The sequence below is a fragment of the Traorella sp. mt218 genome, from assembly GCF_055420025.1.
Window position 1 is genome coordinate 43,095 of the sequence record NZ_JBVAYM010000011.1, and the last position, 25,634, is coordinate 68,728.

At 39.0% G+C, this 25,634-nt stretch carries 25 protein-coding genes; 14 read left to right on the forward strand and 11 right to left on the reverse strand.

What is annotated here, in order from left to right; all coding sequences use genetic code 11:
- Positions 1–292: 292 nt before the first annotated feature.
- The 5 genes from asnB to glmS form a co-directional block, all read right to left on the reverse strand.
- The gene (asnB, locus tag ACZYT3_RS07030) at positions 293–1,882 is read right to left on the reverse strand and encodes an asparagine synthase B (protein WP_464088160.1); all 1,590 of its coding nucleotides are present in this window, start codon (positions 1,880–1,882) and stop codon (positions 293–295) included.
- A 14-nt stretch (positions 1,883–1,896) separates the two neighbouring features.
- The gene (locus ACZYT3_RS07035) at positions 1,897–2,589 is read right to left on the reverse strand and encodes a GltB/FmdC/FwdC-like GXGXG domain-containing protein (protein ID WP_464088161.1); all 693 of its coding nucleotides are present in this window, start codon (positions 2,587–2,589) and stop codon (positions 1,897–1,899) included.
- Between the two features lies 1 nt (position 2,590).
- Positions 2,591–4,090 carry a glutamate synthase-related protein gene (locus ACZYT3_RS07040; protein WP_464088162.1) on the reverse strand — a complete coding sequence of 500 codons (1,500 nt, stop codon included), beginning with the start codon at positions 4,088–4,090 and terminating at the stop codon, positions 2,591–2,593.
- Positions 4,083–5,165, reverse strand: a complete 1,083-nt coding sequence (locus ACZYT3_RS07045) for a class II glutamine amidotransferase (protein ID WP_464088163.1) — start codon at positions 5,163–5,165, stop codon at positions 4,083–4,085. The genes ACZYT3_RS07040 and ACZYT3_RS07045 overlap by 8 nt, the downstream gene beginning before the upstream one ends.
- A gap of 109 nt (positions 5,166–5,274) precedes the next feature.
- Positions 5,275–7,080, reverse strand: a complete 1,806-nt coding sequence (glmS, locus tag ACZYT3_RS07050; protein WP_294561335.1) for a glutamine--fructose-6-phosphate transaminase (isomerizing) — start codon at positions 7,078–7,080, stop codon at positions 5,275–5,277.
- A 252-nt stretch (positions 7,081–7,332) separates the two neighbouring features.
- On the opposite strand from glmS, the gene ACZYT3_RS07055 reads away from it, so the two are divergent.
- Both ACZYT3_RS07055 and ACZYT3_RS07060 read left to right on the forward strand, forming a co-directional pair.
- On the forward strand, positions 7,333–7,920 hold the full coding sequence (locus tag ACZYT3_RS07055; protein ID WP_464088164.1) for an NUDIX hydrolase: 588 nt from the start codon (positions 7,333–7,335) through the stop codon (positions 7,918–7,920).
- Positions 7,917–8,900 (forward strand): asparaginase, encoded by a 984-nt coding sequence (locus tag ACZYT3_RS07060; RefSeq protein ID WP_464088165.1) that lies wholly within the window; start codon positions 7,917–7,919, stop codon positions 8,898–8,900. Before ACZYT3_RS07055 ends, ACZYT3_RS07060 begins: the two co-directional genes overlap by 4 nt.
- A gap of 35 nt (positions 8,901–8,935) precedes the next feature.
- Here ACZYT3_RS07060 and ACZYT3_RS07065 read toward each other — a convergent pair whose 3' ends face one another.
- The 6 genes from ACZYT3_RS07065 to ACZYT3_RS07090 all read right to left on the reverse strand — a co-directional run bounded on the left by ACZYT3_RS07065 (position 8,936) and on the right by ACZYT3_RS07090 (position 14,349).
- Positions 8,936–10,105, reverse strand: coding sequence for a M1 aminopeptidase family protein (locus ACZYT3_RS07065; protein WP_464088166.1), 1,170 nt, complete (start codon positions 10,103–10,105; stop codon positions 8,936–8,938).
- 51 nt (positions 10,106–10,156) lie between these two features.
- Complete coding sequence (locus ACZYT3_RS07070) at positions 10,157–10,591, reverse strand: DUF1307 domain-containing protein (protein ID WP_294561339.1); 435 nt, start codon at positions 10,589–10,591, stop codon at positions 10,157–10,159.
- Between the two features lie 118 nt (positions 10,592–10,709).
- Complete coding sequence (locus ACZYT3_RS07075) at positions 10,710–11,273, reverse strand: Maf family protein (protein ID WP_464088167.1); 564 nt, start codon at positions 11,271–11,273, stop codon at positions 10,710–10,712.
- A 35-nt stretch (positions 11,274–11,308) separates the two neighbouring features.
- Complete coding sequence (locus ACZYT3_RS07080) at positions 11,309–12,037, reverse strand: TIGR01906 family membrane protein (RefSeq protein WP_464088168.1); 729 nt, start codon at positions 12,035–12,037, stop codon at positions 11,309–11,311.
- A complete protein-coding gene (locus ACZYT3_RS07085) occupies positions 12,021–13,136 on the reverse strand; it encodes an Mbeg1-like protein (RefSeq protein WP_464088169.1) in 1,116 nt (371 codons plus the stop codon). The genes ACZYT3_RS07080 and ACZYT3_RS07085 overlap by 17 nt, the downstream gene beginning before the upstream one ends.
- Positions 13,123–14,349: a hypothetical protein gene (locus ACZYT3_RS07090; RefSeq protein WP_294561343.1), complete on the reverse strand. Its 1,227-nt coding sequence runs from the start codon at positions 14,347–14,349 to the stop codon at positions 13,123–13,125. Before ACZYT3_RS07090 ends, ACZYT3_RS07085 begins: the two co-directional genes overlap by 14 nt.
- A 257-nt stretch (positions 14,350–14,606) precedes the next feature.
- On the opposite strand from ACZYT3_RS07090, the gene ACZYT3_RS07095 reads away from it, so the two are divergent.
- The 12 genes from ACZYT3_RS07095 to ACZYT3_RS07150 all read left to right on the forward strand — a co-directional run bounded on the left by ACZYT3_RS07095 (position 14,607) and on the right by ACZYT3_RS07150 (position 25,617).
- Positions 14,607–15,245 carry a hypothetical protein gene (locus ACZYT3_RS07095; RefSeq protein ID WP_464088170.1) on the forward strand — a complete coding sequence of 213 codons (639 nt, stop codon included), beginning with the start codon at positions 14,607–14,609 and terminating at the stop codon, positions 15,243–15,245.
- Positions 15,246–15,336: 91 nt separating this feature from the next.
- On the forward strand, positions 15,337–15,801 hold the full coding sequence (locus ACZYT3_RS07100) for a divergent PAP2 family protein (RefSeq protein WP_294561345.1): 465 nt from the start codon (positions 15,337–15,339) through the stop codon (positions 15,799–15,801).
- Between the two features lie 9 nt (positions 15,802–15,810).
- Positions 15,811–16,047: a NifU family protein gene (locus ACZYT3_RS07105; RefSeq protein ID WP_071441537.1), complete on the forward strand. Its 237-nt coding sequence runs from the start codon at positions 15,811–15,813 to the stop codon at positions 16,045–16,047.
- A 272-nt stretch (positions 16,048–16,319) separates the two neighbouring features.
- The gene (locus tag ACZYT3_RS07110; protein ID WP_464088171.1) at positions 16,320–18,176 is read left to right on the forward strand and encodes a GGDEF domain-containing protein; all 1,857 of its coding nucleotides are present in this window, start codon (positions 16,320–16,322) and stop codon (positions 18,174–18,176) included.
- Positions 18,177–18,192: 16 nt separating this feature from the next.
- The gene (locus ACZYT3_RS07115) at positions 18,193–18,888 is read left to right on the forward strand and encodes a polyphosphate polymerase domain-containing protein (protein ID WP_464088172.1); all 696 of its coding nucleotides are present in this window, start codon (positions 18,193–18,195) and stop codon (positions 18,886–18,888) included.
- A gap of 16 nt (positions 18,889–18,904) precedes the next feature.
- Positions 18,905–19,246, forward strand: a complete 342-nt coding sequence (locus ACZYT3_RS07120; protein ID WP_464088173.1) for a DUF4956 domain-containing protein — start codon at positions 18,905–18,907, stop codon at positions 19,244–19,246.
- The gene (locus ACZYT3_RS07125; protein ID WP_464088174.1) at positions 19,191–19,580 is read left to right on the forward strand and encodes an MgtC/SapB family protein; all 390 of its coding nucleotides are present in this window, start codon (positions 19,191–19,193) and stop codon (positions 19,578–19,580) included. Before ACZYT3_RS07120 ends, ACZYT3_RS07125 begins: the two co-directional genes overlap by 56 nt.
- Positions 19,581–19,582: 2 nt before the next feature.
- The gene (locus ACZYT3_RS07130; protein WP_464088175.1) at positions 19,583–21,037 is read left to right on the forward strand and encodes a CotH kinase family protein; all 1,455 of its coding nucleotides are present in this window, start codon (positions 19,583–19,585) and stop codon (positions 21,035–21,037) included.
- A gap of 9 nt (positions 21,038–21,046) precedes the next feature.
- Complete coding sequence (locus ACZYT3_RS07135) at positions 21,047–22,207, forward strand: hypothetical protein (protein ID WP_464088176.1); 1,161 nt, start codon at positions 21,047–21,049, stop codon at positions 22,205–22,207.
- 53 nt (positions 22,208–22,260) lie between these two features.
- Positions 22,261–23,148 carry a hypothetical protein gene (locus ACZYT3_RS07140; protein ID WP_464088177.1) on the forward strand — a complete coding sequence of 296 codons (888 nt, stop codon included), beginning with the start codon at positions 22,261–22,263 and terminating at the stop codon, positions 23,146–23,148.
- 131 nt (positions 23,149–23,279) lie between these two features.
- Positions 23,280–24,218 carry a hypothetical protein gene (locus tag ACZYT3_RS07145; RefSeq protein WP_464088178.1) on the forward strand — a complete coding sequence of 313 codons (939 nt, stop codon included), beginning with the start codon at positions 23,280–23,282 and terminating at the stop codon, positions 24,216–24,218.
- 1 nt (position 24,219) lies between these two features.
- A complete protein-coding gene (locus ACZYT3_RS07150) occupies positions 24,220–25,617 on the forward strand; it encodes a glycosyltransferase family 2 protein (RefSeq protein WP_464088179.1) in 1,398 nt (465 codons plus the stop codon).
- Positions 25,618–25,634 lie beyond the last annotated feature (17 nt).

Below are 25,634 nucleotides of genomic sequence, written 5' to 3' on the forward strand. Positions count from 1 at the left end.
GTATGGAGGGATTACAGATGGGTTTTGAATCCTTCATTCTTCTCCAACTATTCTATGAGAATATGATAGTTGTGAAAGAATGCTGGCGTTTGATCATGCTGTATATCAGTCTGATCAGTCGATAAGCTGTGATCCTCCCTCCTAAATGAAACCCCAGTGTTCGTGGCACTGGGGTTTCCTATTTGTATGGAGTTCATCCGTTATTATTCTAACATATTTTTTTTCATTTGTCATTAACATTTCTTTTTTATGTACTCTGAATGATTCCCGGATAAAGGCCATAAAATCGTTCCTATTCCCCGCTTTTTCCATAATTGGAAAGCACACGTGCGCTTGGATCATCGACCTGACAGCCCTCCCAAGCCTGATTCGGCATCCAGAAACCAGTGATCCATCCGGCTTGCCCCGGATAATATTTTTCGAAGATTTCACGATACAAAAGACTTTCTTTGGTAAAAGGCTTCGCATGATAACTGTATTTCTGACAACGTGCTTCAAACATTTCATCACTGTATTTCTCTTCTGCATATTCTTTTAAATAATCAACCATGGAATGGCCTACCGCATCAGAAAAAGCAGCTTTCTCACGCATCAGGATATCATGAGGCAATAAATCATCTTTTTCAAATGCTTTTCGCAACAGATATTTGCCGATGCCGTAGTGATTCATCTTTAATTTAGGATCGATCGCCATCACGCCACTGATCAGCTTTGAATCACTGAAAGGAACCCTCGCTTCTAAAGAATTGGCTGAAATGCAGCGATCTGCACGAAGTACATCATACATATATAGCTCATGGATACGTTTTTCGCTTTCCTTCTGAAACTCGATCTCATCAGGTGCAAAATCGGTATATTTATAACCAAAAAGCTCATCGCTGACTTCCCCGCTCAAAAGCACTTTGATATTTGTATGTTGTTTGATCTGTTTGCATAACAGATACATTCCGATACTGGCTCGAATCGTCGTAATATCATAGGTTTCCAATGTATAGATGACCTCTTCCAGACAATCTAATACATCCTTTTTGCTCATTAGAAAGGCTGTATGATCACTGCCGATATAATCAGCTGTTTCCTTGGCATATTTAAGATCGATCGCATCTTCACGCATGCCGATGGCAAATGTTTGGATAGGTGTGGATAGCTGTTTCTGAGCGATGGCACAGACAAGTGATGAATCTAATCCGCCACTTAAAAGAAAACCTATAGGTACATCACTATCCAATCTTTTTTTCACAGCTTCATATAGTGTGTCATGAATCATCTGTGCTGCACTGTCAATATCCTGATAGTTTTCTTTGGAAGGAGTTATCGGGTCATGATACTGAATAAACTGACCGTCCACATAGGTCGTGCCGATCGGAAATGGATGGATATCCTCACAAAAATCAATCAATGCTTTGGCTTCTGAAGCAAAGGCAATCTTATGAGTATCTTTGGTATAGCCATAAAATAAAGGACGAATGCCCAAAGGATCACGGGAAGCAATCAATGTTTTTTTCTGATGGTCATAGATGACACAGGCATATTCCGCATCCAGTCTTTCAAATAGACCAATGCCATACTTTTCATACAAAGGCAAGATAACCTCACAGTCACTCTTGCTTGAAAATGAAACTCCTTCCTCCTGCAACTCTTTTTTGATCTTTCTAAAGTTATAGATCTCACCATTGCATACCATCACATTTTTCTTATAATGCATCGGCTGCATGCCGCTCGCTTCAATTCCCATGATCGAAAGCCGGTGAAAAGCTAAGACAGCCTGATCCTGAATTAAAATTCTTGAACAGTCCGGGCCACGATAAGCAATTTTTTGAAAACTGTTTTTGAATACGGACATATCGATCTGATCATCATTGACACATAATATTCCACACATATCTTTCCCTCCGTTTAATTCATACAATAATATCCCTGATACGGATTCTTGGTTTCCGGCAATAGCCGACGATATTTTGAATGAAGCAGTTTTTCTTTATCCATCTTAAAGATTTCACAAAACTCAGAAATCTCAGCTTCAATCTCACTGCCATCCACTACATCTTCATAATTTCGTTCATCAGAAGTAGCAATGCGTACATAAATGACACCGCCATGCTGACCTACGCCCACATTTTCAACCGGATCAAGTTCATCCCTGCGATTTAAGACAATGATCGTCCCACCGGCCAGATACTCTCCAAGGCAGGCTCCGGCTGTTTCGCCGATCATCAATAAAGGCTTGCTGTCACCATATTCTTTCATATGAATTCCGCCGCGTACACCGATATAATCTCGGATGAAGATCTTGCCGCCGCGCATGCCATAGGCACAGATATCACCGCAATGGCCATGAACGATGATCTTTCCGGCATTCATCGTATCCCCTAAGCCTTCTTGGGCATTGCCTTTTAAGATCAGCGTTGAACCATCTAAAAGTCCGCCGCAGTCATTTCCGGAAATTCCTTCAATTTCAATTGTCTTGCCACTGCTGGCAGCTCCGATATAACGCTGTCCGCAACAATTTTCACATACGATTCTTTCACTGCTTTGCATGATCGCTTCATTGATCTTACGGGCAGTTAAATTCTCACAATTGATTTTCATCTTACTCACCTGCATAACGTACCTTCAATATCTCACATTCTTTTTCATTCAAATCGACGGCTGCCAGCATCAGACGGTTGCCCTTCAAAGATTCGATTGAATTGATGCCCATGCCACCCATGATCTCTCTGATCTCATAGGTCCATGAGCGGATCAGATTCACTAAGGCCTGTTTTCCGATCTGAGGATTTAAGCGGGCACATAAATCTTCCCTTTGGGTCGCAATGCCCCAGTTGCAGATACCGCTGTGACAATTCTGGCAGAGATGACAGCCAAGGGCAACAAGGGCCGCCGTACCGATTGAAACAGCATCAGCACCTAAAGCAATGGCTTTTACGACATCCGCTGAATTACGAATACCACCGCTTGCAATCAAGGATACCTGATCACGAAGTCCTTCTTCTCTTAATCGTTCATCAACACTGGCAATGGCTAACTCGATCGGAATCCCGACATGGTCACGGATCCTTGTCGGTGCTGCCCCACTGCCGCCGCGATAACCGTCAATACAGATGATATCGGCTCCGCTGCGGGCAATACCGCTTGTAATGGCGGAAATATTATGTACGGCCGCTACTTTCACGATAACCGGTTTTGTATAATGGGTCGCTTCTTTGATCAGCATGACCAGCTGATGAAGGTCTTCGATCGAATAAATATCATGATGCGGTGCCGGAGAAATCGCTTCGCTTCCCTGTTGGATCATTCTCGTCTTAGCGACGATTTCCGTATTCTTATTGCTCGGCAGATGACCGCCGATTCCCGGTTTAGCTCCCTGACCGATCTTGATCTCAACGGCCGCACAGGCATCAAGGACCTTTTTTTCGATACCAAAACGTCCACTGGCTACTTGTACGATCACATGTTCTTTATCTTTGAAGAAATCCGGATGCAAACCTCCTTCTCCGGCATTATAATATGTATTACATTCCTTCGCTGCTTCTAATATAGACTTGTGCGCCGGATAGGATATGGCACCTAACGACATGGCACTGAAAAGGATCGGTACATCTAATTTCAAATAAGGTTCATCTTTTAAGATCAGTTTCCCATTTTCATCACGTGATACATCTCGCGTTTTTTTACCCAGGAAAACTTTTGTTTCCATCGGTTCACGAAGCGGATCGATGCTGGGATTGGTCACTTGTGAAGCATTCAGCATCAAATGATCAAAGTAACACTTCTGCTTTTGGGAAGAACCCATGCTTGAAAGCAGGATACCGCTTTGTGTCGCCTGTTTATAAATTTCCTTGCATTCTCTTTCTGACCAATAGTCATTGTGGTGCATTTCATTACGGTTCCTGATGATCTTTAGGGCATGTGCATGACAGAACACCACGCATCGCTGGCAGTTGACACATTTCATCTCATCAACGCATAAACGATGATTCTCATCAAAATAATGCACACCATAACCGCACTGTTTGACACAAACTCCACAGGTATCACAGCGATCGCTTCTTAATACCTCATATTCATTGAGCGCATAGATATTACGCATGCTTTTCACCTCGCTTATAGATTACCGCTTCACTTGCCCGAATACACGATATCTTATCCACATCTTCCTTCAAGGCACGTATCGCACTTTCCTCGGAAGCCAGATAAAGCGTCGATTCATTTTCAGCCATCACCAGACTTCGAAGCTTGCACCTGTCATTTAAAGCCATGATACCGTCTTTAAAGCCTACGATGATGGAAAAAGGGCCGCATATCAGATAATCCGCAAAATTCTTTCGCAAATAGGTATAATAGTTTTTTTGTCCATCTTCCATTTTCTCGATCTCGCTCCAAAAAGGTGCTGCCAGGATATGGGCACATTCTTCAAGAGTAAACCCATGATGACGCGTCAGATCATCAATCATATAAGCAATCGCTTCTGTGTCTGTCTGCAATGAACATTTATATCCTACCATTTCCAACATCTTACGATTGGTATCATAACTGGAAATCTCTCCATTATGAACCAATGCCATATCCAATAAAGAAAACGGATGTGCACCGCCCCACCAGCCGGGTGTATTGGTCGGATAACGGCCATGGGCGATCCAGCAGGTTGCCTGATATTTATCAAGCATATAAAAATCACCAAGATCTTCCGGATAGCCCACACCTTTGAAGACGCCCATATTTTTTCCCATCGAAAAACAGTAAGCCCCTTCAATTCTTTCATTGATATCCAGCATCGTCGCAACCATGAAATTCTCTTCTTCTTTCATGGTTCTCTGTTCCAGCGGTAAGACGAAATAACGCCAGATCAGCGGTGAAGAGACCACACCCGGATTTTGTCTTGTTGGAATTTCCTCATACTTAAATACTTTGAATTTATCAAAAAGCTCACTTTCAAACATTCTTTTTGCTGTTAGATCATCAAAAAACATATGAATGGCATAATCATCCTGATACTCCGGATAAATATCATACCCGACAAATCCGCCGCCAAGACCATTGCTGCGTTCATGCATCGTCTGAATCATCGTAATGATCCTGCTGCCATCGATCAGATGTCCATCTTTAGAAAAAATGGCTGCAATGGCACATCCGGCAGGAATCCTTACTTCTCCCTCTCTTTTCATACAACCTCCAGAAATAAAAAAAGACGCTCTAAAAAATAGAAACGTCTTTGTTTGTGTCTAGTTTACATTTTCTTTCATGAAATGTCAATCATTTTTTTCATCAGAAATTTTATTCAACAGTCACTGATTTCGCCAGATTTTTCGGCTGATCGATATCACATCCCATCTTTGCCGCCAGATGATGTGCAAGCAATTGGTAAGGTACGATCGAAACGATTCCCTGAAGGAATTCACTCACCTTCGGCAAGAAGATCACTTCATCTGCTTCTATGCTCTCATGATAGAGATCCTCACGAATCACAAGAAGTATGCGGGCACCTCGTGCCTTGACCTCTTTCATATTCGAGATGCTCTTATCCACCAGCTTCTCATCACTGATCAGAACCATGACCGGTGTATCCTCTTCAATCAAAGAAATCGTTCCATGCTTCAGCTCTCCTGCCGGATAAGCAACCGCCTGGATATAGGTGATTTCCTTCAGCTTTAAGGCACCCTCCATGGACAGAGCATAATCAATGCCGCGTCCGATAAAGAAAACATTTTTCTTATTCATGATTGAAGCAACGAAACCATCTAAATTTGTATCACTGATCAGCTTATCAATATACATATCTATCTTTTGCAGCTGTTTTTCTATCGTATGCAGCTGCAGCGAAGAAAGCCGGTCCATACATGAATTCAATGCCAATAAACAGCATACAGCCACTTGAGCACAATAGGCCTTGGTCGTCGCAACCGATATTTCTACACCTGCCAGTGTCGGCAAGACATACTTGGCTTCTTTTTCAAGCGAACTTCCCTTGACATTGACAATCGCACAGCTATCCACTCCCATCTTATTCACCATGCGAATGGCTGCCAGCGTATCCGCCGTTTCTCCTGACTGTGAGATACAGATGACCAATGTTTTCTCATCCAATATCGGTGAATTATAACGGAATTCACTGGCAACCTCACATTCACAGCGGATGCGGGCATATTTTTCAATCAGATTCTTCGCAAGGACCCCTGCATGATAAGCACTGCCGCAGGCAACAAAATAAATACAGTGATACTTTTTTAGATCGATCATCGTCTTTGAAAGCTCTTGTAAACTGTTTTTCATATAATGATGGATCGTATCCATGACCACTCTTCCTTCTTCATGGATTTCTTTCAATAAGAAAGAATCATAACCACCCTTTTCAATCGTTGAAATATCCATCTCACTCTTTTGTACCTGCACATCGACACGATTGAGATCTGAATCATAACATTCAATTTCTTGATTCGTGATCCTGACGATCTGATCTTCATCGATCGTGGCATAGTTACGTGTAAAACGAATAAACGCACTGAGATCACTTGCCAGAAAATTACCCTCTTCACCGATTCCTAAGATCAGTGGTGAATCCTTACGCATACCGTAAATCACACCTTCTTCATCCTCAAACATGATTGCAAACGCATAGCTTCCTTTTAATATCTTGGCAGCTTCCCGAAGAACCTTTAACTTATTTTTTTCACTTCGATATAGGATTGCCAGACATGCACAGGCAACTTCACTGTCCGTTTCACTCTTAAAAACGATCCCTCTTTGTTCATACGCTTTTTTCAAAGCTGCCGCATTCTCGATGATACCATTATGGACAAGCGTGACACCTTCTACCCGGTGCGGATGAGCATTGATCTCATTCGGTTCACCATGCGTCGCCCATCTTGTATGAGCGATACCACAAAAACTTTCAGGCTTATCCTTGATCTTCTTCTCAAGCTCACTGATCTTGCCCTTTGCCTTTATTATCTCAATTTGACCGCACTGAAAAGAAGCGATACCACTGGAATCATATCCGCGGTATTCCAACGCCTTCAGCCCGCTCAACAAAACACCATGCGCACAAGGTCTGCTGCCGGCATAGCCAATTATTCCACACATTATTATTTTCCTCCTATTAAATGAAATCATTTTTGTTTCAATGTTGATTTTGATTTTTGTATGATTTCTAACGATATTTGCATACCGCAGCAGTACCCGCCGAATCTTTCGATAACCTGCTGTCCTCGTCAACTAAACTAGTCCTGGCGCTCAACTAATATAAATTACGACCCTCCTCATTTATACTAATCTAGTCGTTATTATATCATAATGAATTAAAAAATTGAAATAAAAATCATTGAGTTTTTTGTGATGGAATGCTACCATAATCCCATGGAACTAAAAACGATGATCGAACGATATCTTCCCTTGAATGAACAGGAAGAAAAAGATAAACATTTTATTTTAAAAGCTATGGAAATACATGATAACCTGTTGGAAAGAAAAAACAGATTCATGCATTTTTCTGCATCCTGCTGGATCACCAATCAAACGCGTACAAAGGTATTGATGATCTATCATAACATCTATGATTCATGGTCATGGTGCGGCGGTCATGCTGATGGCGATGCAGATCTATGTGCCGTAGCTCTTAAAGAAATGAAAGAGGAAACGGGGATTGATCAGTATCACTTGCTTTCTAATACACCTTTTTCTTTAGAAGTTTTAACCGTTGATGGTCATGTGAAAAACAATGAATATGTTTCTTCCCATTTACATCTCAACCTGACATATCTTATTGAGGCTGATGAAAAAACACCTCTTATCCTGAATAAAAAAGAAACAAAAGGCATCAAGTGGATACCTGTTTGTTTACTGAAACAGGAAGTAAGAGAAACATGGATGATGGAAAATATCTATCAGAAGCTGATTGATAAGATGAAAGGAGCAAAAGAATGAAAAATATCATGGTTGTCGCAACCGGAGGTACGATTGCCGGCATTGGGGAAAAAGGCAAGACAGTTGCTTATCATGCCGGTGAGATCAGTGTTGAGGACATCTTGCAATCGATTCCCAGCGTAGAAAAAATGGCACATATACAAGAAGTGCAGCTCTTCAATGTCGATTCCAATGAAATGGATGAAGACAAATGGCTGGTACTGGCAAAAAAGATCAATGAACTGATTCAAAGAGAGGATATCGATGGGATCGTGGTCACTCATGGAACAGATACGATCGAAGAAACCGCCTATTTTTTGAATCTGACGATTCACTCCGACAAACCTGTTGTCATAACGGGAGCCATGCGTCCCGCTACTGCCACAAGTGCCGATGGTCCGTATAATCTCTATCAGGCCATTGCATTGGCAAGCAGCGATCAGTCAAACGGACAGGGAGTCATGGTCCTTTTCTCAAATACGATCTATTCCGGCAGAGATATTCAAAAGGTCAATAACTATAAAATTGATGCCTTTGATCAGAAAGCCTTTGGTTGTCTTGGCTATATGCAAGATGAACATGTCTACTTTTATTCAAAGACCTTTAAATGTCATACCTGTCAGTCAATCTTTTCGAAACAGTTGCCTGACACCCTTCCAAAAGTAGGCATTGCCTATTTCTATGCAGGAGCCGATCCTTACATTCTCGATCATCTTGCCCAGGACCATGAAGGAATCATCATTGCCGGAAGCGGAAATGGTAATTATTCTCAGAAATGGCTGCAAAGAATCAATGAGCTTTCAGAAAGCAAACAAATGATCTTTGTAAGAGCCAGCCGTGTTCCTTTAGGAATCGTCTTTAACGATCATGTCTTCGATCCCCATGAACATTGCATCGCTTCCAATACCCTAAGTGCCCAAAAAGCAAGGATCCTTTTATCTTTGGCTTTATCGATCACACATGATCATAATAAAATAAAAGAAATTTTTGAAAATTATTAGCTGCCTCGCAGCTTTTTTTATATTCAAAAGGACGCCTAAGCGTCCTCTAAAAGTCTTTTCGCAGCTGTTTCATCCCTAAAATATTCATCAAAAACAACCTTTGCTTCATTTGGAAATAAAGCTTCAAACTTATCAAAATCAATCGCCTGTTTTTCATATAACTTTAGACATTTCGAAAGAACTTCATCCATCTTTTCCTCACCGATTTGTTTTTCTAAGGCAATCAGTGCCAATGCACCAAAAGAATAAGAGAGGGCTCCCAGTTCTTCATCCGCAAAGCTGTCGATCGGCATTGGAGGTACTTCATAGGTAGTCATGATATTGCGGTAGTCATGTAAATATTCTTTTTCCGTTTCTTCTTTAGATTGGATATGCAGGGCATCACAAACCCGGTACGTAAAATATTGGGTCAGACCTTCATCAAAGAAACGGGCCCGCTGGATATGCTTCTCACAGAGCGGATTCCAATGAATATGAATGATTTCATGGATCAGCTGCTTGGCATCGTTACAGCCTTCTTCTGTAATGAACATCGTATTTGGAAGCACAAAGCTGCCATATCCCTCAGGAATAACGATGATCTTATGATCCTGTATCGCTGCTTTTTTATAATGATTCATGAAATCATTTGTATCATAGATGATCTTCTCAACTTTTTGAATGATTTCCTGTTTTAAATCTTCATAAAAGATCGAACCAAAAAATGTTTCCTGATGATGATATTTTCCAATCACAAAGGTAGGATTAAAGCCTTTTAGACAGCCATCGATCTCTTTTAAATTGCTTACGATACAGCGGTCATCTTCCATCTCAACACAAGCTTCAAAACGATCACTGTCATCGGGCTCAAGCAGATGATGCACGTAAGCTTCATTATCCGGTCGTATAAAACAAGGGTAATAGACCGTTTCATGACGTAAGATATAAAAATCATCACTTGTCTTTTCTTTGACATAAGGATAATTGCCACTCGTACCGTCTAAAATACCTTCATATACTATCTTAAGATTTCCGCTTACCTTGTCAAAATGAATGAGTTTAAAATTAGAATCTGTAATTTCTTCCTGAAAGCATAATTTTTTATCATCACAGAAAAGATGAATGATCTGAAATGACTTATTTATCGCAAAATAATCAGTATCTTTGACATTCCTTATCAATGTTGCTTTGATCTTATTGCTTAAGCGCAGCCATAATTGATTCATGATATCACCTCTTATACAAAAAGGATGAGCAATACCCATCCTATCCGCTTATTATTTGCAATCAAAGCCACTGCTTTCCAATGAATCCAATGTCTGTTCCAATGAAATATAAGATACGTTTTCACCATCAGCCGTAATCAATTCCGCATCCATCAATTCATTGAAATCTGCCTCGGTAAAATCGATCGTAATGTTTTCAATAAGCATATTTCCTGAAAATTCATAACTATATTCTACACCTTTTACATCATAGGCAGATCGATAACTCTCGGCAATCTGTGCCATTTCTTCTTCACTGTAGCCTGTCGTTGTATAATCCATTTCATTTTGAACCGTCTGGCGGGTGATCTCATCCCCGTTTGATTCAAAGGAATTGGTAACGCTGACACCATTCATATCTGCTGTGCAGACCGTTGTCTTCGTGTCACCGCCGTTTGAACATCCTGCCAAACATAAAACACATAAAATCGCTGTTAACTTTTTCATTTTTTCTCCTCTTCTTATTATATCCTTCATCATCATTTCCCTTATCATTCTTTTTCCTCCTTTCTTTCTCTGATTCTATTATACACAAATTTGTAAATAATAAAAGGGGAATTGTCCCCTATATTTCTGTATATTTTCTTAACTCATGGACGAGCCGGCACATCGGCAGACCCACCACATTGGCATAATCTCCTTCAATCTTTTTCACAAACATCATGCCTTTTCCCTGAATGGCATAGCTGCCTGCCTTATCATAATGTTCACGGCTTTTAATGTAATCATCGATTTCCTGATCGCTCAGTTCACAAAAGGTTACATTTGTCACCTCATAAAAAGCTTCATGAACCTGTTGATTGACAAGTGCGACACCGGTAATGACCTTATGTGTCTTACCTGATAAAAGCTTCAGCATCCTTCTTGCATCATCACTATCCTTCGGTTTTCCCAAGATTTCATCACCGATGACAACGATGGTATCCGCTCCGATGACCAGATTGCCTCCATGGCTTTCATAAACTGCTTCTGCCTTCTGTTTTGCCAGCTTCATGACTCCTTCTTCAATACCATTTGAAAGATCAAGATGCTCCTCTATCTTAGGGCTTGCACAGCTAAAAGGGATCCCGCTTATATTCATCAATTCTCTTCTTCTCGGCGATTCGCTTGCCAGTACCACACTTCTCATATTTTCACTTCTTTCTGATAAAAATTATAAACCCATTAGTCATCTTTTTCAATCAAATTTGATTTTTTCAGATGCTTTTGTATTCCATAATAAAAAAGTAAAGCAATGGCCGCATAACAAATCACAAATCCGGCAACGATCCGCATCACCATACCGAAAAAGAATTCTTCAGGAAACATATTGATCATGATCGAAACCCTTGGATCTAACAGCCACAGATCATTAGAAAAAAAGATCTGATGAAAAACGGTCCAAAACCGATTAAAATCAATCAGTGCATATACAACAAGAAAAGATACCACGATCACAAAAGCAAGCGTTACCTGACGAAAACCATCCTTTATTGAAACCAGAGCCGTATCCAGCGATATCTGTTTCTTTTTATATACCGCAAAGATAAACAAAAAAGCAGCGATGCCCATACCTGTCAATAAAAAACAAACTACTCTGGCATTCTGATAAAGCATTCTGACATCCACCATATGAGCCGTTTCCCGCTCATCAAACACTTCCCTCTCAACACCATGGACTTCCTGTACACAGCTGATATCCTCTCTGTTCCCTTTGATATAGCTCAATAAAGCATCCGTCGCCTCAAAAAGAGCTTCATTGCTCATACCGATATTTTCAGCTGTATGCAGCTTTGTATATTCACTTTCATAATAATTCAAATTAAACGCATGAAAATCAATATTGCCAAACAGACAGGCCACCAATATGCCCACTGCCGCAATAACACCTGCGATCCTACTGCTTCTTTCCAACCTGACTCACCCAGCTTCCTACCTTATCCTTTACTTCATCAAAGCTGATCCTGACATTTTCCGGAATAGAAATGACCTTCTCTTTCATTTCCTTTTGAAACAACGACATCAGCGTCTGAATTTCCACCGATCTGAAATCCTCATCCTCGCTCAACAGATTCTGATGAATACCGATATTATAAAGCACCACATGATACATCTCTTCCAATGAACAGTCATTCTGACAATATTCCATGAACTTATGTACCAGCTTTTTCTTATTTTCTTCATCCAGTAAATTTACAAAATGATTGCTGACAAGATCCGCAAGCTTCGCAAGGATCGACTTCTTAGCAGCACTGACAAAGCAGCCATCCACCTTTTCATATGCCCATATCTGATGTGATTCATAGGCCTCCGTTACACTGAGCCCTTTGCATAAAGAAGCGACCAGTACCGGTTCTTTCACATGTGAAAACATCGAGCTGACAGGATCATTTTCATTCTCGATACATAAGAGCTTATTTTTAAAATGAATATCATCGATCCTTTTCTTATACTGCTGCATCATATCATCATTGATGCCCGGAGCATTGAATGTTACGATCTCATCGATCTGCGCCAACTTTTCATTACTGCAGACCACTCCTAAAAACAAAGCAAGATTGCCGCCCTTCGAATGACCGATCAGATGCAGTCTTTTATTCGTATGCAGGCAGTTGAAATATTTCATTGCCCGTAATTGCTGATGCGTCACACCCAGCCAGATCTCCAGATTATCCAGCCAGTCCTCCCAGCCATTTTCATGATCCACAGCATCATAAGATTCACTGCCCCGATAAATCAGATAACAGTCATCCTTATCCTCCAGCTGATAGAAGACAAGACCGCTATGATTATTTTCATTGACATAATTGACGATTTCCAGATCCATAAAATCATAGAAATTCTGCTTCATCACATAGTCATATAAACGCTGATAAAAATCATTTTCTTTATATCCTTTAAGAAAGCACTGTTCCAGATAAGTAGAAAACAACATCCCTTTTCGATATTCGGGAATATCAAAATATGTCAATGCACATAAAGAAGCATAATCCTCCGCCCTATATCTTAACATCCACTTCACTTCTTTCCTGACGGATCATCTGCATATTTCCAAGCATCTGGACCGCCTGCTGATAATATGTCATGTCACTGCACTCGGCATTGACCATCAGCATTTCATTTTCCTTGACACACTGGGCCTGCATGTATAGGCCATGCGATCCGTCATGGAGCTGGTGAAGCACGCTTTTGATCTTCATCTGTCCATCATCAAAATTCAAGCTGTCCATGGAATCCACCGTATTCAGATAACGATAGGCAAAATCCATCTTATCCTGACTTTTATAACCGGTAATCTTCACGCTTAAAAGCGTTTCTTCTTCATTTACAAGATCTAAGATCATCGTATGTCCATCAAAGCTTTGAAGTGCATTTCCTTGGAAATAAATAAACCAGTTCCCATAGACATAAAATACCTCATGCTTACGATAGCCGACATCTCCTTTTGGATATTGATCAACATCAAAGATCTTATTTTCACGATTCAAAAGCCGACATAACATCTGATACTCATCAATCGGCAACGGCAATTCCTTATCCATCTCATGTGCCTTCTCCAAAGCATCACAAATCGATCTTGCAAGATTCAGGGCCGTTTCATCATACAATGAGTTTTCAAATAAACAGTCACACCATAGACTGACCAAAGCAGAATTCCGATAAAAAAGCGCATCCTTTTCTACTTCATTCCAAATATAAAAGCAATGACATGCCTCTTGAAGCGAAAGCTTTTTACACTGATCGGCATACACATAGCCAAACGGTGTGATCACGCTTTTCGGCTTTGCGACAGGCAGATAGCTCTTATCATCCCATGCATATGTAGCCTCATCCTCTTCCTTCATCTTTGAAAAACTATCCATCAAACGATGCATGTAGGGATAAAAGGCCAGATCCTTGATCCGGTTCAGATCATGATCCTCCAGATAATCACATTCATCATCTAAAGATAGATAGATATGACTTTCTTTTTGAAGCTTGTCAAACAGCTCACAGACAAAAGCATGATATCCCGGCCCCACAAGAGCCGTATTTGTTTTCAAAACTGCATAATAATTCGCAATATTGACTTCGATCGTACCGCATGGGCAGACATATATCGTACCAATGCCATGATCAATTTCAAAAGGCAGCTTATATTCATGACATATTTTTTCGATATGTTCGATCAGTATATCTTCATCTTCTTTTGTTTTTACGATTCCTTCCAGGCTTACATGTATCATAAATATTCCTCACATTCTTTTCTATTTTACTCGTTTCAGCCATAAAATACTAGAGGTGAGCCATGAAAACTTTATTTCTTTTGATCTTTATCTTCGCTTCTGTTTTTCATTATCAGTCAGTCATACTGGAAAATCAAAAAACATGGCTTTTTTTCATTGAACAGCTCTTGCCCAGCCTTTTTCTATTATGTGTCCTCATCCAAATGATCCCACTTCCTAAAAAAAATATGCCAACCTTTTTTAATAGGATCTTTCATATGGACACAGCCTCCCTGCTGATCGTAATCAAAGCTATTTTGTTGGGTTCCCCTGCCCAAAGCTATATGATCAATGCCCTTCTGAAGGAGCACAAGCTGACAAAGGCTCAATCACGCCGCCTGATCGTCTGTACAGCCACTCCTTCCTTTAGCTTCATGATGATGAGCCTGGCATTTATGACCTCCCAAAAAACAGCCCTGATTGTCTTTACGATCCATGTATTGAATATTTTCATACTCCTTTTTATCACCCGTAAGACAGCCATCTCTTTAAACAGCCCTTCTACTGCCACCTCCCTTTATCAGGCTGTTTCATTCTCTCTTCATACGATGGCACTGATTCTGGCATATCTATTGATTGCCGCCTCATTAAAGAGTCTTCTTTTGATATACTTAAAACCGTTGTCTTCCCCTATTCAGCTTCTGATGGAATTTTCCAGCGGCTGTGCCTACTATGCCCGATATGAGAATCATCTGCCTTATCTTCTGATATGCATCGGCTTTGGCGGCTTCACCTCACATCTTCAGATCATGGGTGGGTGTAAGGAAAGCGAGCTGCGGTATCGTGATTATTTGAAATTTCGTCTATGCCATATCTTCTTCAATCTTTCTCTATATTTTATATTTTCCTTGCTTTGAAAATACCGGTTAACATTTTATTTGATTTTTTTGAGTCATATTTCACAAAATTGCCTTAAGCGTGATATAATAAGGAATACGAGGTGATGAAATGCTTCATAATCTTTTCCCATTGTGGATCGCATTATGTGCTAATATCCTGGCACAGGTTATAAAACCTTTTATTTATTATTACCGAAGCGGTAAATTTGATATTCACTATACGATTGCCTGCGGAGGATTTCCAAGCAGCCATACATCAACCGTAACAGCTCTAAGCATTGCGGTCGGTCTTGTAGAAGGGTTTGATTCTACATTGTTTGCGATAACATCCGTTTTCAGTGTGATCGTGATTTATGATGCTGTCAATGTGCGCTATTATGCGGGAAAAAACATTCAGTTGACACAGCAGCTGGTATCGGATCTTGCGGAAATGATCAAGCTGCCTTTAGATGATCCTATCTACCATGAGAAGATGAAGCAGGTATTGGGACATCGTATGATCGAAGCTGTCGGCGGTTTTGTATTAGGTGCCGTATTAACAGTGGTGGTTGCTTTTATATTAGGTCTTTTTTAGGAGGTTTATATGAGTGAGAAAGAAAAAGAAATTATTGCGGTATTAGAAAAGATCCGCCCTTATATTCAAAGAGATGGCGGAGATTTAGAATTTGTCAGCTTTAAGGATGGGATCGTTACGATCAAAATGCTGGGTGCCTGCAGCGATTGTTTAGCCTTGGATGATACGATTTCCATGGGTGTCGAAGCCCTTTTGCTGGAAGAAGTTGAAGGCGTCGTTGGTGTCCAGGTAGCACAAGCTTATTAAACATATCAGGCAGCAAAGCACTGATCATGGGTCAGTGCTTTTTTTTCTGTTCAAAATAACCTGTTTTTTTATAACGTTGTTTTTTTTGATCATTTGCCGGTAAAATCAATTCTAACGCGATATAAAAATCTTTTATTAATAAAAGGTATTGAAATTATAAGAGAATTTGCTATAAAATAAATAATGATTTTTAAATATATATTTTTAATTCGAATGGGGCCAATATGAAAAAAGAAAAAAAGAGTAATTTATTCAAATCAATGAGTATCACCATGTTATTAATTTTTTTAATGATAAGCGGATCTTTTGTTGCAGTAAGATGGATCAGCAAAATCGAAGAAGAACAAAGCTTTATGAAGCTTCATGAAGAAACAGATTATCTGGCAGAACATATTCAATTAAACATTGATAACGACCGCGGACAATTGGAAATCATTGCGGCAGTTATTGCCAGAGCTGAAAGTTTCACAGATCAGATTTTATGGGATATTTTAGATTCTTACTCAAATATCGGATTGATTTCAAGACTGGAGCTGCTTTTGCCTGATGATACCATCGTTACCCGTCATGGTGAGATCCGCATACAGGATTCTTTATCCTTTGATAAAGAAGCTGCATTAGGAAGCCATATCACAGACCTGGAAAATGATTTCATAAATGACGGGCAACCGATCTTACGTCATTATGTTCCCGTCATCCAAAACAATCAGATAACCGCCATGCTGTATGGAGTCATTGAAGTAGCTTCCCTGCCCAGCATTTTAATCAATGATCCCTATGACGGTGAAGCAGCTGCCTATCTCATGGAAGGTGAAACGGGTAATCTGATCGTTGATACATGGCATAGTGAATTAGGCAATCTTTGGGATATGGGTAAACGACAAATGGCTGATGGTTATGATTATGAGCAGTTGAAAGAAGGACTCATTAACGGTAAGTCAGATTATGTCGTATTTGTATCCGAAACGATTGGCAAATATCTTTATTTCTATTATGAACCATTAGACATCAATGACTGGCGGATTGCCCTCTCCGTACCCGAAGATGTCGTTTTTGAAAATTCTAATCTTGTCAAACATGTGACATCACTTTTTTTGGGATTTGAAATTATTGTTTTTATCATTTATTTCATTTGGATGATTACTTACATAAAAAAAGAAACAAGAGAAAAACAGCTTCAGCTGGATATGATCAATGCTACGAATAATGTAGAGAAATATCTTTTTAATGCTCATGAAAACAGAAATAATATTACGTTGGCATTGAAAGAAGTTGCTAAAATATCTCATGCCGAAGAAATATATTTATATATGAAAGAATCACAGATGCATATTTATAGCTGGCAAAAGAATGAGATCACTTATGCATCGCTTATGGAAAATGAGGTTCCGATCTCCCTGTTTTACTATTTTAAAAAAGGAAACCAGGATTTTATCTCATTTGATAGAGCTGAGATCAATCAACTATTAGGTAAAAAACACCCTTTACCGGTAAAGACCCTAGGTGTAATTTCTATCAGGGATACCGATAATCATATATGTGGTTTTTTGATGGTTGTCAATATGAGTCCACGTGAAAGGATTGCAGATTTTTTAAGAAATATCCGTTATAGCTTTAATATGTGTTACAACAATATCAGTACTTATAACATTATTAAAGAATTTGGAGAAAAGGATATGTTATGCGGTGTTTATAATCGGAACCGCTTTGAAACGAATCTGATCAAATATCCTTCCCTTTACAAAACTTCACTGGCCTGTATTTATATTGATGTGAATGGACTTCATGAATTAAATAATACACAGGGTCATGAGAGCGGTGATGAGATGCTTAAAGCGGTTGCTCAGATGATTCGTGAAAATTTTGAGGCAGAACATACTTATCGTATCGGCGGTGATGAATTTATCATCTTTGTGATCGATACGCCGGAAGATGTGATCACAGAAAAAATAAAACAGCTGAAAGCAACGCTTAACTCTTTCGGCTACTCTATTTCTGTGGGCATGGAGTGGCAGACACAGGTGATTGATATGGACGATCTGGTACGCAGGGCTGAAAAGAAAATGTATGTTGAAAAAAAGAATTATTATAATGATAAAAATCACGATCGCCGGAAGAATCTCACATGAAAGGAGTTGATGCGTCATGAATGAAGTGCTTCGTCAGGAAAAGAAATTTCTGATATCGGCAGATCAGTATTATCAATACAGCCATTATTTTGAAAACATTCTGTCTTTAGACGCTCATAGCCATGGAGATGGTTACGAGATTCGTTCTTTATATTTTGATTCCCTTGATGATCGGGATTTTCAGGAAAAAGAAGACGGTGTTGAAGTCCGTCGGAAGATTCGTCTGAGAAATTATGGGGCAGACAGTCCTTTTGCAATGTTAGAAATGAAACAAAAACAAGGGATCTTACAGAAAAAACGTTCTTTAAAGATGAAACGTGAGGATGCTGAAAAATTAATGACAGGAGAATATTCAATTCTTTTACAGTATCCGGATGACTTTGCGGCAGAATGTTATGCTCTCATGAGCATGCATTGTTATCGCCCGGTCTGTGTGGTCAGTTATATGCGTAAGGCCTTTATCGCAAAAGAAAATAAGATAAGGATCACTTTTGATCATCATATTGCCGCCAGTGAATCGAATTTTGATATTTTCTCCAACGATTTAATCCAGAACAGCGTCTTGCATCCATATTTAGCAGTATTAGAAGTTAAATATAATGGCTTCTTATTGTCCTATATCAAAGATACGATCAACCGGATCGACAAAAGCGAAACAGCACTCAGCAAATACTGCTTAGGAAGAACGATCGGAAAACATTATTTGTTTTAGAAAGGGAGGAATTGTCATGAAAGATGTGTTGCGTTTAATTTTGGAACAGGGAACGGCTTTAAGTGTTGAAGAAATCATTTTACATATTATCTCTTCAGGCCTCATCGGCATTGCCATTTATATTTCTTACTGGTATACCCATATCGGTACTGCATACAGCAAGAAATTCAATGTTTCTTTAATTACGTTAACCGTTCTGACAGGTACGGTCATGACGGTCATCGGTAATAATATTGCTTTATCGCTTGGTATGGTGGGTGCCTTATCTATCGTCCGTTTTAGGACAGCAATTAAAGATTCCCGTGATACGACTTATATTCTGGGCGATCATCGTAGGTATCTGTTGTGGTGTCGGTGATTATCTGGTTGCCAGCGTAGGTACGATCGTTGTCTTTATCATTCTTTTGATCTTAGGACGCGTCCGCAATGAAAACCGTATTCTTTTGATCATAAAAGCTGCCCGTAATAATGAAACAGCTATTGAAAAAGTTGTGTTTGATTATTTTCATAACAAAGCCTTATTACGTGTCAAAAATACATCTCCGGAATCAATTGAATTTATTTATGAACTGTCAAGACGCACCTATGAGATCACTTATAAAAAAGAAAAAAGCATTACTCAGCTTCTTTATGAATTGGATCACGTTGACTATGTCAATATCGTGACTCAGAATGATGAAATAAGTGGATAGTCATGAAAAGCAAAATTATTTATATCTTAACGATCGTGTGTGTTTTGATTGCCTCTGTCACCTTTTATAGCATAGATATTTCTTCTCATCGTATTCACCAGCATTTAGATGAACGATGGCAACCATCAGAAGATGATGATACAGCCACCCATTTACCCATCATTTCTATCCAAACAAACGGGCAAAAGATTCCCGGTTCGCGTATCATACAAGAAGACGGTACAGCCTATACAGAACTTTCAGATTCAATGAGTGAGTCCGTCATTACCGATTTTACGCTCATTGACGGACAAAATGGCAAGAATCATATCAGTGATGAAGCAAGTGTAAAATCACTTGCAGATATTCATATCCGAGGAAATTCATCAAGATATTTCGACAAGAAATCTTATTCGATCCATCTGATTGATGAAGATGGCAAAGAAAATCCTCAATCACTCGCCGGCATGTCCGCTCATGATGAGTGGGTGCTCCATGGTCCTTTCTTAGATCGTTCTTATATCCGTAATTATTTATGTATGAACATTGCCGGTGAAATCATGGAATATGCACCCAATGTCCGCTTTTGTGAGCTTTGGATCGATGGTGAATATCAGGGCTTATATCTATTGATGGAAACGATCAGTCGTGGTGAAGGCCGTATCGAAATAAACAAAACAAATGATAACAGTTATGTGACAAGCTTTATCGTACGCTGGGATCGTATCGGCAAAGGAGATCATGAATTAAATAACTTTACCTATTATACCTATGAAAGTGATCAGTCAGCCTTAGACATCCGGTATCCGGGAAACAATACATTGACTGCGGAAAAAGAAGAATATATCAGTCAACAGATCAGTCAAGTAGAAAAAATGTTGTATTCAATGAGCCTATGGGAAGAAAATCTCAGCAATTATCTTGATTTAGAGTCTTTTGCGGAATATTTTATTATCAATGAATTTTTTAGAAATATTGATGCCGGTCAATTTTCTACTTTTCTTTACAGCGATGTAAGAGGAAAGATCAAAACAGCTGTATGGGATTTTAATAACTGTTGTGACAATAATGCTGACGGAATCAATAATGAAATTGGTTTTTCCATGCAGAATGGTATCTGGTTCAGCCAGCTTCTGAAAAATCGCAGTTTTGTTGCTTTGGTAGTGGAAAAGTATCATCAGCTGCGTGAGGGTCCTCTGTCGACCGATTATATATTAAATTATATTGATGAAACGGATGCATGGCTGAAAGAAGCGATCATTCGCAATGATGAAGTATGGGGATATGTTTATGATTTAGAGAATTATGATATTTATAATTATTTAAGTCCGGTTGAAAGAAATATGGAAAGTCATGAAGAAGCAATTGAACAGCTAAAACATTTTATTGAAGAGCGTGGACAATGGCTGGATGAGCATATTGAATCTCTTTATCAGTATTGTTCTGAATCAAAAAATGCAAATGAAATGTTAAGGTAGGTAATTGAAATGAAAAAATTTTTATTAGGTGTATTTTCTATAGTTATCTGTATATTCATATATATTTATGCGGTTTATTTCAAAGGCTTCTATATTGACCTTGATCCCCAGGCTCCTATTACTTCCTCTTTTCAAATTGAAGGGAAAGATATCCTTATCGTTCATGATGACGGCAAAACCGAAAAATTGATCATTAAGGGTGTCGATCTGCCAAGCACTGCCGTCAGCCATTATGCCGCTGATTATGCGATTGATTATGATACCTATATGCGCTGGTTTGAACTTATCAGTGATATGGGAGCTAATACGATTCGTATCTATACGATTTATAATGATGTATTTTATGACGCTTTTTATGATTACAATATCCAACATGAAAAACCTTTGTATCTGCTTCAAGGACTTCAGGTGAGCGAATGGGCCAATGATTCAAAAAGTGATGCCTATGGCAATGAATTCTACAACAGCCTTAAAGAGGATGCGATCCAAGTCGTCGATGCCATTCATGGAAAGCTCATAATGGGTGCCCATCAGCAAAAAGGCAGTAGTTTTTATGACAAAGATGTATCCCCCTGGGTCATGGGTTATATCATTGGTAATGAATGGAATGCGAAAACCATCGCATATACAAACGAACAGCATTATCCTGCTTCTTATAAAGGAGAGTATATTTCCACAAATGATGAGGCAAATGCTTTTGAGGCAATGTTAGCAGATGTGATGGATGGCTTGATTAGTTATGAAAGCCATAAATATAAGACACAGCGTCTTATCACATTTAATTCGACATATGATACCGATCCTTTTGAATATGATTCATTTTATGCAAGCCAGATGTTGAAGTTTGCCACGCTTGATATCAATCATTTTGTTAAAGAAAAGAATTATCAAAGCGGTCTGTTCGCATCCTATCATCTGTATGATTATTATGATCGATTTTATCAATATTTTTCTGACGGACAAAAAGAAGCATTAGGAGAGATCCTTGAACATTTAGATACGACCAACCTATATACCACTTACACTTCCCTTTTAAATGAGTATCATGATGTCCCTGTCGTGATTTCCGGTTATAGCTATCCAGCTCCCGTGGCAGTGATTCTTCTTATGGAGGCCTCAATGAAACCCAACAGGGAGAAGCTCTTGTTTCTGCATATCAGGATCTTTTAAAATATACAAGCGGAGCTTTTATCGACTCATGGCAGGATACATGGGAAAAGCGAATGTGGAACACCAGTTTTGCAATCGATCTTTCCCAAAATAAAAACTGGCATGACATTCAAAGTGAAAGCAGCGGTTATGGTCTTTTATCATTTGTTTCTAACCATAATACGATCGATGGCAGCATGGAAGACTGGCCAAGTAGTTATTTGATCCAGGAGTCAGAGAATGTTTCTCTTTATGCCTTTTATGATGAAAAAGGAATTTATTTATATGTCGATGGCATATCTCATCTGCCTGATGATATTTCTATTCCTATTGATGTAACTATGAATAGCGGAACCACGATCGATGCTGACAGCAAAGAACGATTTGAACGTCCTGCTGACTTTCTCATTCAGATTTCTGGCTCAGCAGCCAAAATACTGGTACACAGCCGTTATGATGCCTTACGTGAAAACTATCTCTATCAGATAGAACGAATCGACCCTTTTGCTGAGTATCCAAGTGTTGATGATCCGCATTTTAATGACATCCGCATGATCTGTGAAAACCGAACGGTCATTGAACGAAACCATACTGAAGAAGAGCTCTATGAAGCACGGAAAAACCAGGCGTATCTGACAGGTCAGTTGATCGAGGCGTCTGAAGATGCCGGTACGCTTGCCGACTATGCCTTTCAAGATGATGGGCTTGAGCTGAGAATCCCTTGGCAGATGCTTAACTTTTCTGATCCGATCCATGCCATGATCCACGACGATTACTATCTTTATTACGGGGTCGAACAGCTTCAGATCTCAGAAATATATCTGGGTATCCTGAAAAATGAACAAGGAGTGATCGAAATGGCATCTTTGCCGCTAGAAGTAAATAAATCCTATGAATATGAGGAATATCTAAAAGAATCCTATGAGATCGTTAAAGCGTATTGGAGTGATCTTTCATGGTAATCAATCTTCTATTATATGTTTATCTGTTTTCATGTTTTGCACTTTTCATTTTTAATCTCTTATATATGATCTTATCATCTTTTTTAAATAAAAGACGTCATCAAAAATGCTCACAATATGAAACACAGATCATGAATGAATCCATATATCTTCAGACACATTCCAAACTTTCTATTTCCCATGAGAGATATTTATTAAAAAGATTAAGAAATATCAATGATTTGATCGCTTTTAACAAGGCACTTGATCATTTTGAAAAGAAGTCTGTTGAGCCCTATCTAACACAATTGCTTCCTATCTGGCAGCAGTTAGCTGTTTCTTATCTGAAAAAAGATAATATGAAAAAAGCTTTCTTTGCCTATGTAATATCAAAACATGGTTTATATTATGGTAAAGAATATCGTCCTCTGATGCAGCTGCTTCTGCAATTTTTAGACCATTCTACCATTTATTGCCGGGAGAATGTATTCAAAGCCTTATGTACCTTGGGGAATATTCAAGCGATTGAAAATATGATGAATATCATAAATGATAAAGAATGGTTCCATCACCAAAAGCTTATCGCAGATAATCTGAGTGTTTTTCAAGGTGATCAAGAATTACTTATGACAAGGCTCTGGCAGCATGTCAATGAATGGAATGATCATTTGATGGTTGCCGTTGTCCAGTTTATCTCACAGAAGAATGGTAATTTCCAACAGATATTTCTTCCTTATTTACGTTCGCCGCAAACTTCTTTAGAGGTCCGGTTAGCCATGATTCGTTATTATCGCCTTCATCCTTATGAGCCTGTCCGTGAAATTCTTTATTCATTCATAGACGATACCATGATACAGGATGTCAGCTTAACGATCGTCAGTGCCTTTGCCTTAGATCACTATCCGGGTAATAAAACTATTGAACTGTTAAAGAAGGCCCTTTGTCACCATAACTGGTATGTACGTCGTAATGCGGCCGCTTCCCTTGTTCATTTAAAAGTTGCGAAAAAAGATTTAAAGGATATCTATGAAGGCAAAGACCCGTATGCCAAAGAAATCTTGACTTATATGTATAAAAAACAGGAGGTTTAAAATGAAAACGTTTGAATTATTTTTAAATATCGTAAATACATTCTTTTTCATTTATCTGCTGTTGTATTCTACCTATTTATTTGTATCGGTTCTTATTGGAGCCAATCATCTGTATAAAAAGGAACAGATGAATGTGATCCGGAATCAGCTGACCCATGACTATTATCTTCCGATCTCTTTACTTGTTCCTGCATATAATGAAGAAATAACGATCGTCGACAGTATTCGCTCTCTTGTCAATTTAGATTATCGTCTATATGAAATTATCATTATTGATGACGGTTCTAAAGATAAAACCGTTCAGAAGCTATTGGAAGCTTTTAACTTAACAGAGGTATCACGTCCCATTCATATGTCTTTAAGCTGTGCACCTTTGAAAAAAATCTATGAGGGATCTGTTAACCATGTTTCTATTACTTTGATCAGCAAAGAAAATGGCGGTAAAGGTGATTCTTTAAATATGGGAATCAATGCCTCCCGCTTTCCTTATTTTATCTGTATCGATGCCGACAGCATGCTTCAAAAAGATGCTTTAGAAAAAATCATCCAGCCGGTCATGGAAGATGAGAAGGTGATTGCGGTAGGCGGATTGATCAGGGCAGCCCAATGCGCTGAATTGAAAGATGGGAAGGTCATAAGATATCACATGCCGATGAATCCTATTGTTTGTATGCAGGCTGTTGAATATGATCGTTCTTTTTTAGCTTCGCGAATATTAATGGACCAATTCAATGGAAATCTCATTATTTCAGGAGCTTTTGGATTGTTTAAAAAGGATATTGTCATTGCCTGCGGCGGATATGATTCATCAACTTTAGGTGAGGATATGGAACTGGTGGTCCGTCTGCATGTTTTCTGTCGGAATAATCTGATTGATTATGCCATCCGCTATGAACCGCAAGCGATCTGCTGGTCACAGGTACCGGAATCGATGAAAGATTTATGTAAGCAGCGGAGAAGATGGCATTTAGGTCTTTTTCAATCTATGACACGTCATTATAAGATCTTTATGAACTTTAAGTTTGGTTTAGTAAGTTTTATTTCTTATATGTATTATTTATTTTTTGAACTTTTATCATCCATTATTGAAGTATTTGGCATTACGGTCATGATACTATCCGGGTTATTGGGATATTTAAATATTCCGTTTATGATTGAATTTTTTCTTTTATATTCGATCTATGGTGCTGTGCTGACGATGACTGCTTTTTTCCAAAGAATTTATATCCAGCATTTGAAGCTTACATTCACAGACGTGCTAAAAGCAATCCTATCATGTATCCTAGAAAGTATTTTTTATCGCTATATCTTATCATTTGTAAGAGTTACTGCCTTTATCGGTTATAAAAAAAGAAAACATGTATGGGGTTCTATTCAAAGATATTCGCAATCTTCATAAAAAGTGCATCAGAATGC

Coding starts and splice junctions, on each gene's coding strand:
- asnB (WP_464088160.1), bottom strand. CDS start 1,882: ATGTGTGGAATATTATGTGTCAATGATGATCAGATCGATATGTCCGTA.
- ACZYT3_RS07150 (WP_464088179.1), top strand. CDS start 24,220: ATGAAAACGTTTGAATTATTTTTAAATATCGTAAATACATTCTTTTTC.
- ACZYT3_RS07085 (WP_464088169.1), bottom strand. CDS start 13,136: ATGTTAAGATATAGGGCGGAGGATTATGCTTCTTTATGTGCATTGACA.
- ACZYT3_RS07130 (WP_464088175.1), top strand. CDS start 19,583: ATGAAAAGCAAAATTATTTATATCTTAACGATCGTGTGTGTTTTGATT.
- ACZYT3_RS07090 (WP_294561343.1), bottom strand. CDS start 14,349: ATGATACATGTAAGCCTGGAAGGAATCGTAAAAACAAAAGAAGATGAA.
- ACZYT3_RS07035 (WP_464088161.1), bottom strand. CDS start 2,589: ATGAAAATCAATTGTGAGAATTTAACTGCCCGTAAGATCAATGAAGCG.
- ACZYT3_RS07075 (WP_464088167.1), bottom strand. CDS start 11,273: ATGAGAAGTGTGGTACTGGCAAGCGAATCGCCGAGAAGAAGAGAATTG.
- ACZYT3_RS07065 (WP_464088166.1), bottom strand. CDS start 10,105: ATGAATCAATTATGGCTGCGCTTAAGCAATAAGATCAAAGCAACATTG.
- glmS (WP_294561335.1), bottom strand. CDS start 7,080: ATGTGTGGAATAATTGGCTATGCCGGCAGCAGACCTTGTGCGCATGGT.
- ACZYT3_RS07045 (WP_464088163.1), bottom strand. CDS start 5,165: ATGAAAAGAGAGGGAGAAGTAAGGATTCCTGCCGGATGTGCCATTGCA.
- ACZYT3_RS07115 (WP_464088172.1), top strand. CDS start 18,193: ATGAATGAAGTGCTTCGTCAGGAAAAGAAATTTCTGATATCGGCAGAT.
- ACZYT3_RS07055 (WP_464088164.1), top strand. CDS start 7,333: ATGGAATGCTACCATAATCCCATGGAACTAAAAACGATGATCGAACGA.
- ACZYT3_RS07135 (WP_464088176.1), top strand. CDS start 21,047: ATGAAAAAATTTTTATTAGGTGTATTTTCTATAGTTATCTGTATATTC.
- ACZYT3_RS07110 (WP_464088171.1), top strand. CDS start 16,320: ATGTTATTAATTTTTTTAATGATAAGCGGATCTTTTGTTGCAGTAAGA.
- ACZYT3_RS07145 (WP_464088178.1), top strand. CDS start 23,280: ATGAATGAATCCATATATCTTCAGACACATTCCAAACTTTCTATTTCC.
- ACZYT3_RS07100 (WP_294561345.1), top strand. CDS start 15,337: ATGCTTCATAATCTTTTCCCATTGTGGATCGCATTATGTGCTAATATC.
- ACZYT3_RS07060 (WP_464088165.1), top strand. CDS start 7,917: ATGAAAAATATCATGGTTGTCGCAACCGGAGGTACGATTGCCGGCATT.
- ACZYT3_RS07040 (WP_464088162.1), bottom strand. CDS start 4,090: ATGCGTAATATCTATGCGCTCAATGAATATGAGGTATTAAGAAGCGAT.
- ACZYT3_RS07105 (WP_071441537.1), top strand. CDS start 15,811: ATGAGTGAGAAAGAAAAAGAAATTATTGCGGTATTAGAAAAGATCCGC.
- ACZYT3_RS07095 (WP_464088170.1), top strand. CDS start 14,607: ATGGACACAGCCTCCCTGCTGATCGTAATCAAAGCTATTTTGTTGGGT.
- ACZYT3_RS07070 (WP_294561339.1), bottom strand. CDS start 10,591: ATGAAAAAGTTAACAGCGATTTTATGTGTTTTATGTTTGGCAGGATGT.
- ACZYT3_RS07120 (WP_464088173.1), top strand. CDS start 18,905: ATGAAAGATGTGTTGCGTTTAATTTTGGAACAGGGAACGGCTTTAAGT.
- ACZYT3_RS07140 (WP_464088177.1), top strand. CDS start 22,261: ATGTGGAACACCAGTTTTGCAATCGATCTTTCCCAAAATAAAAACTGG.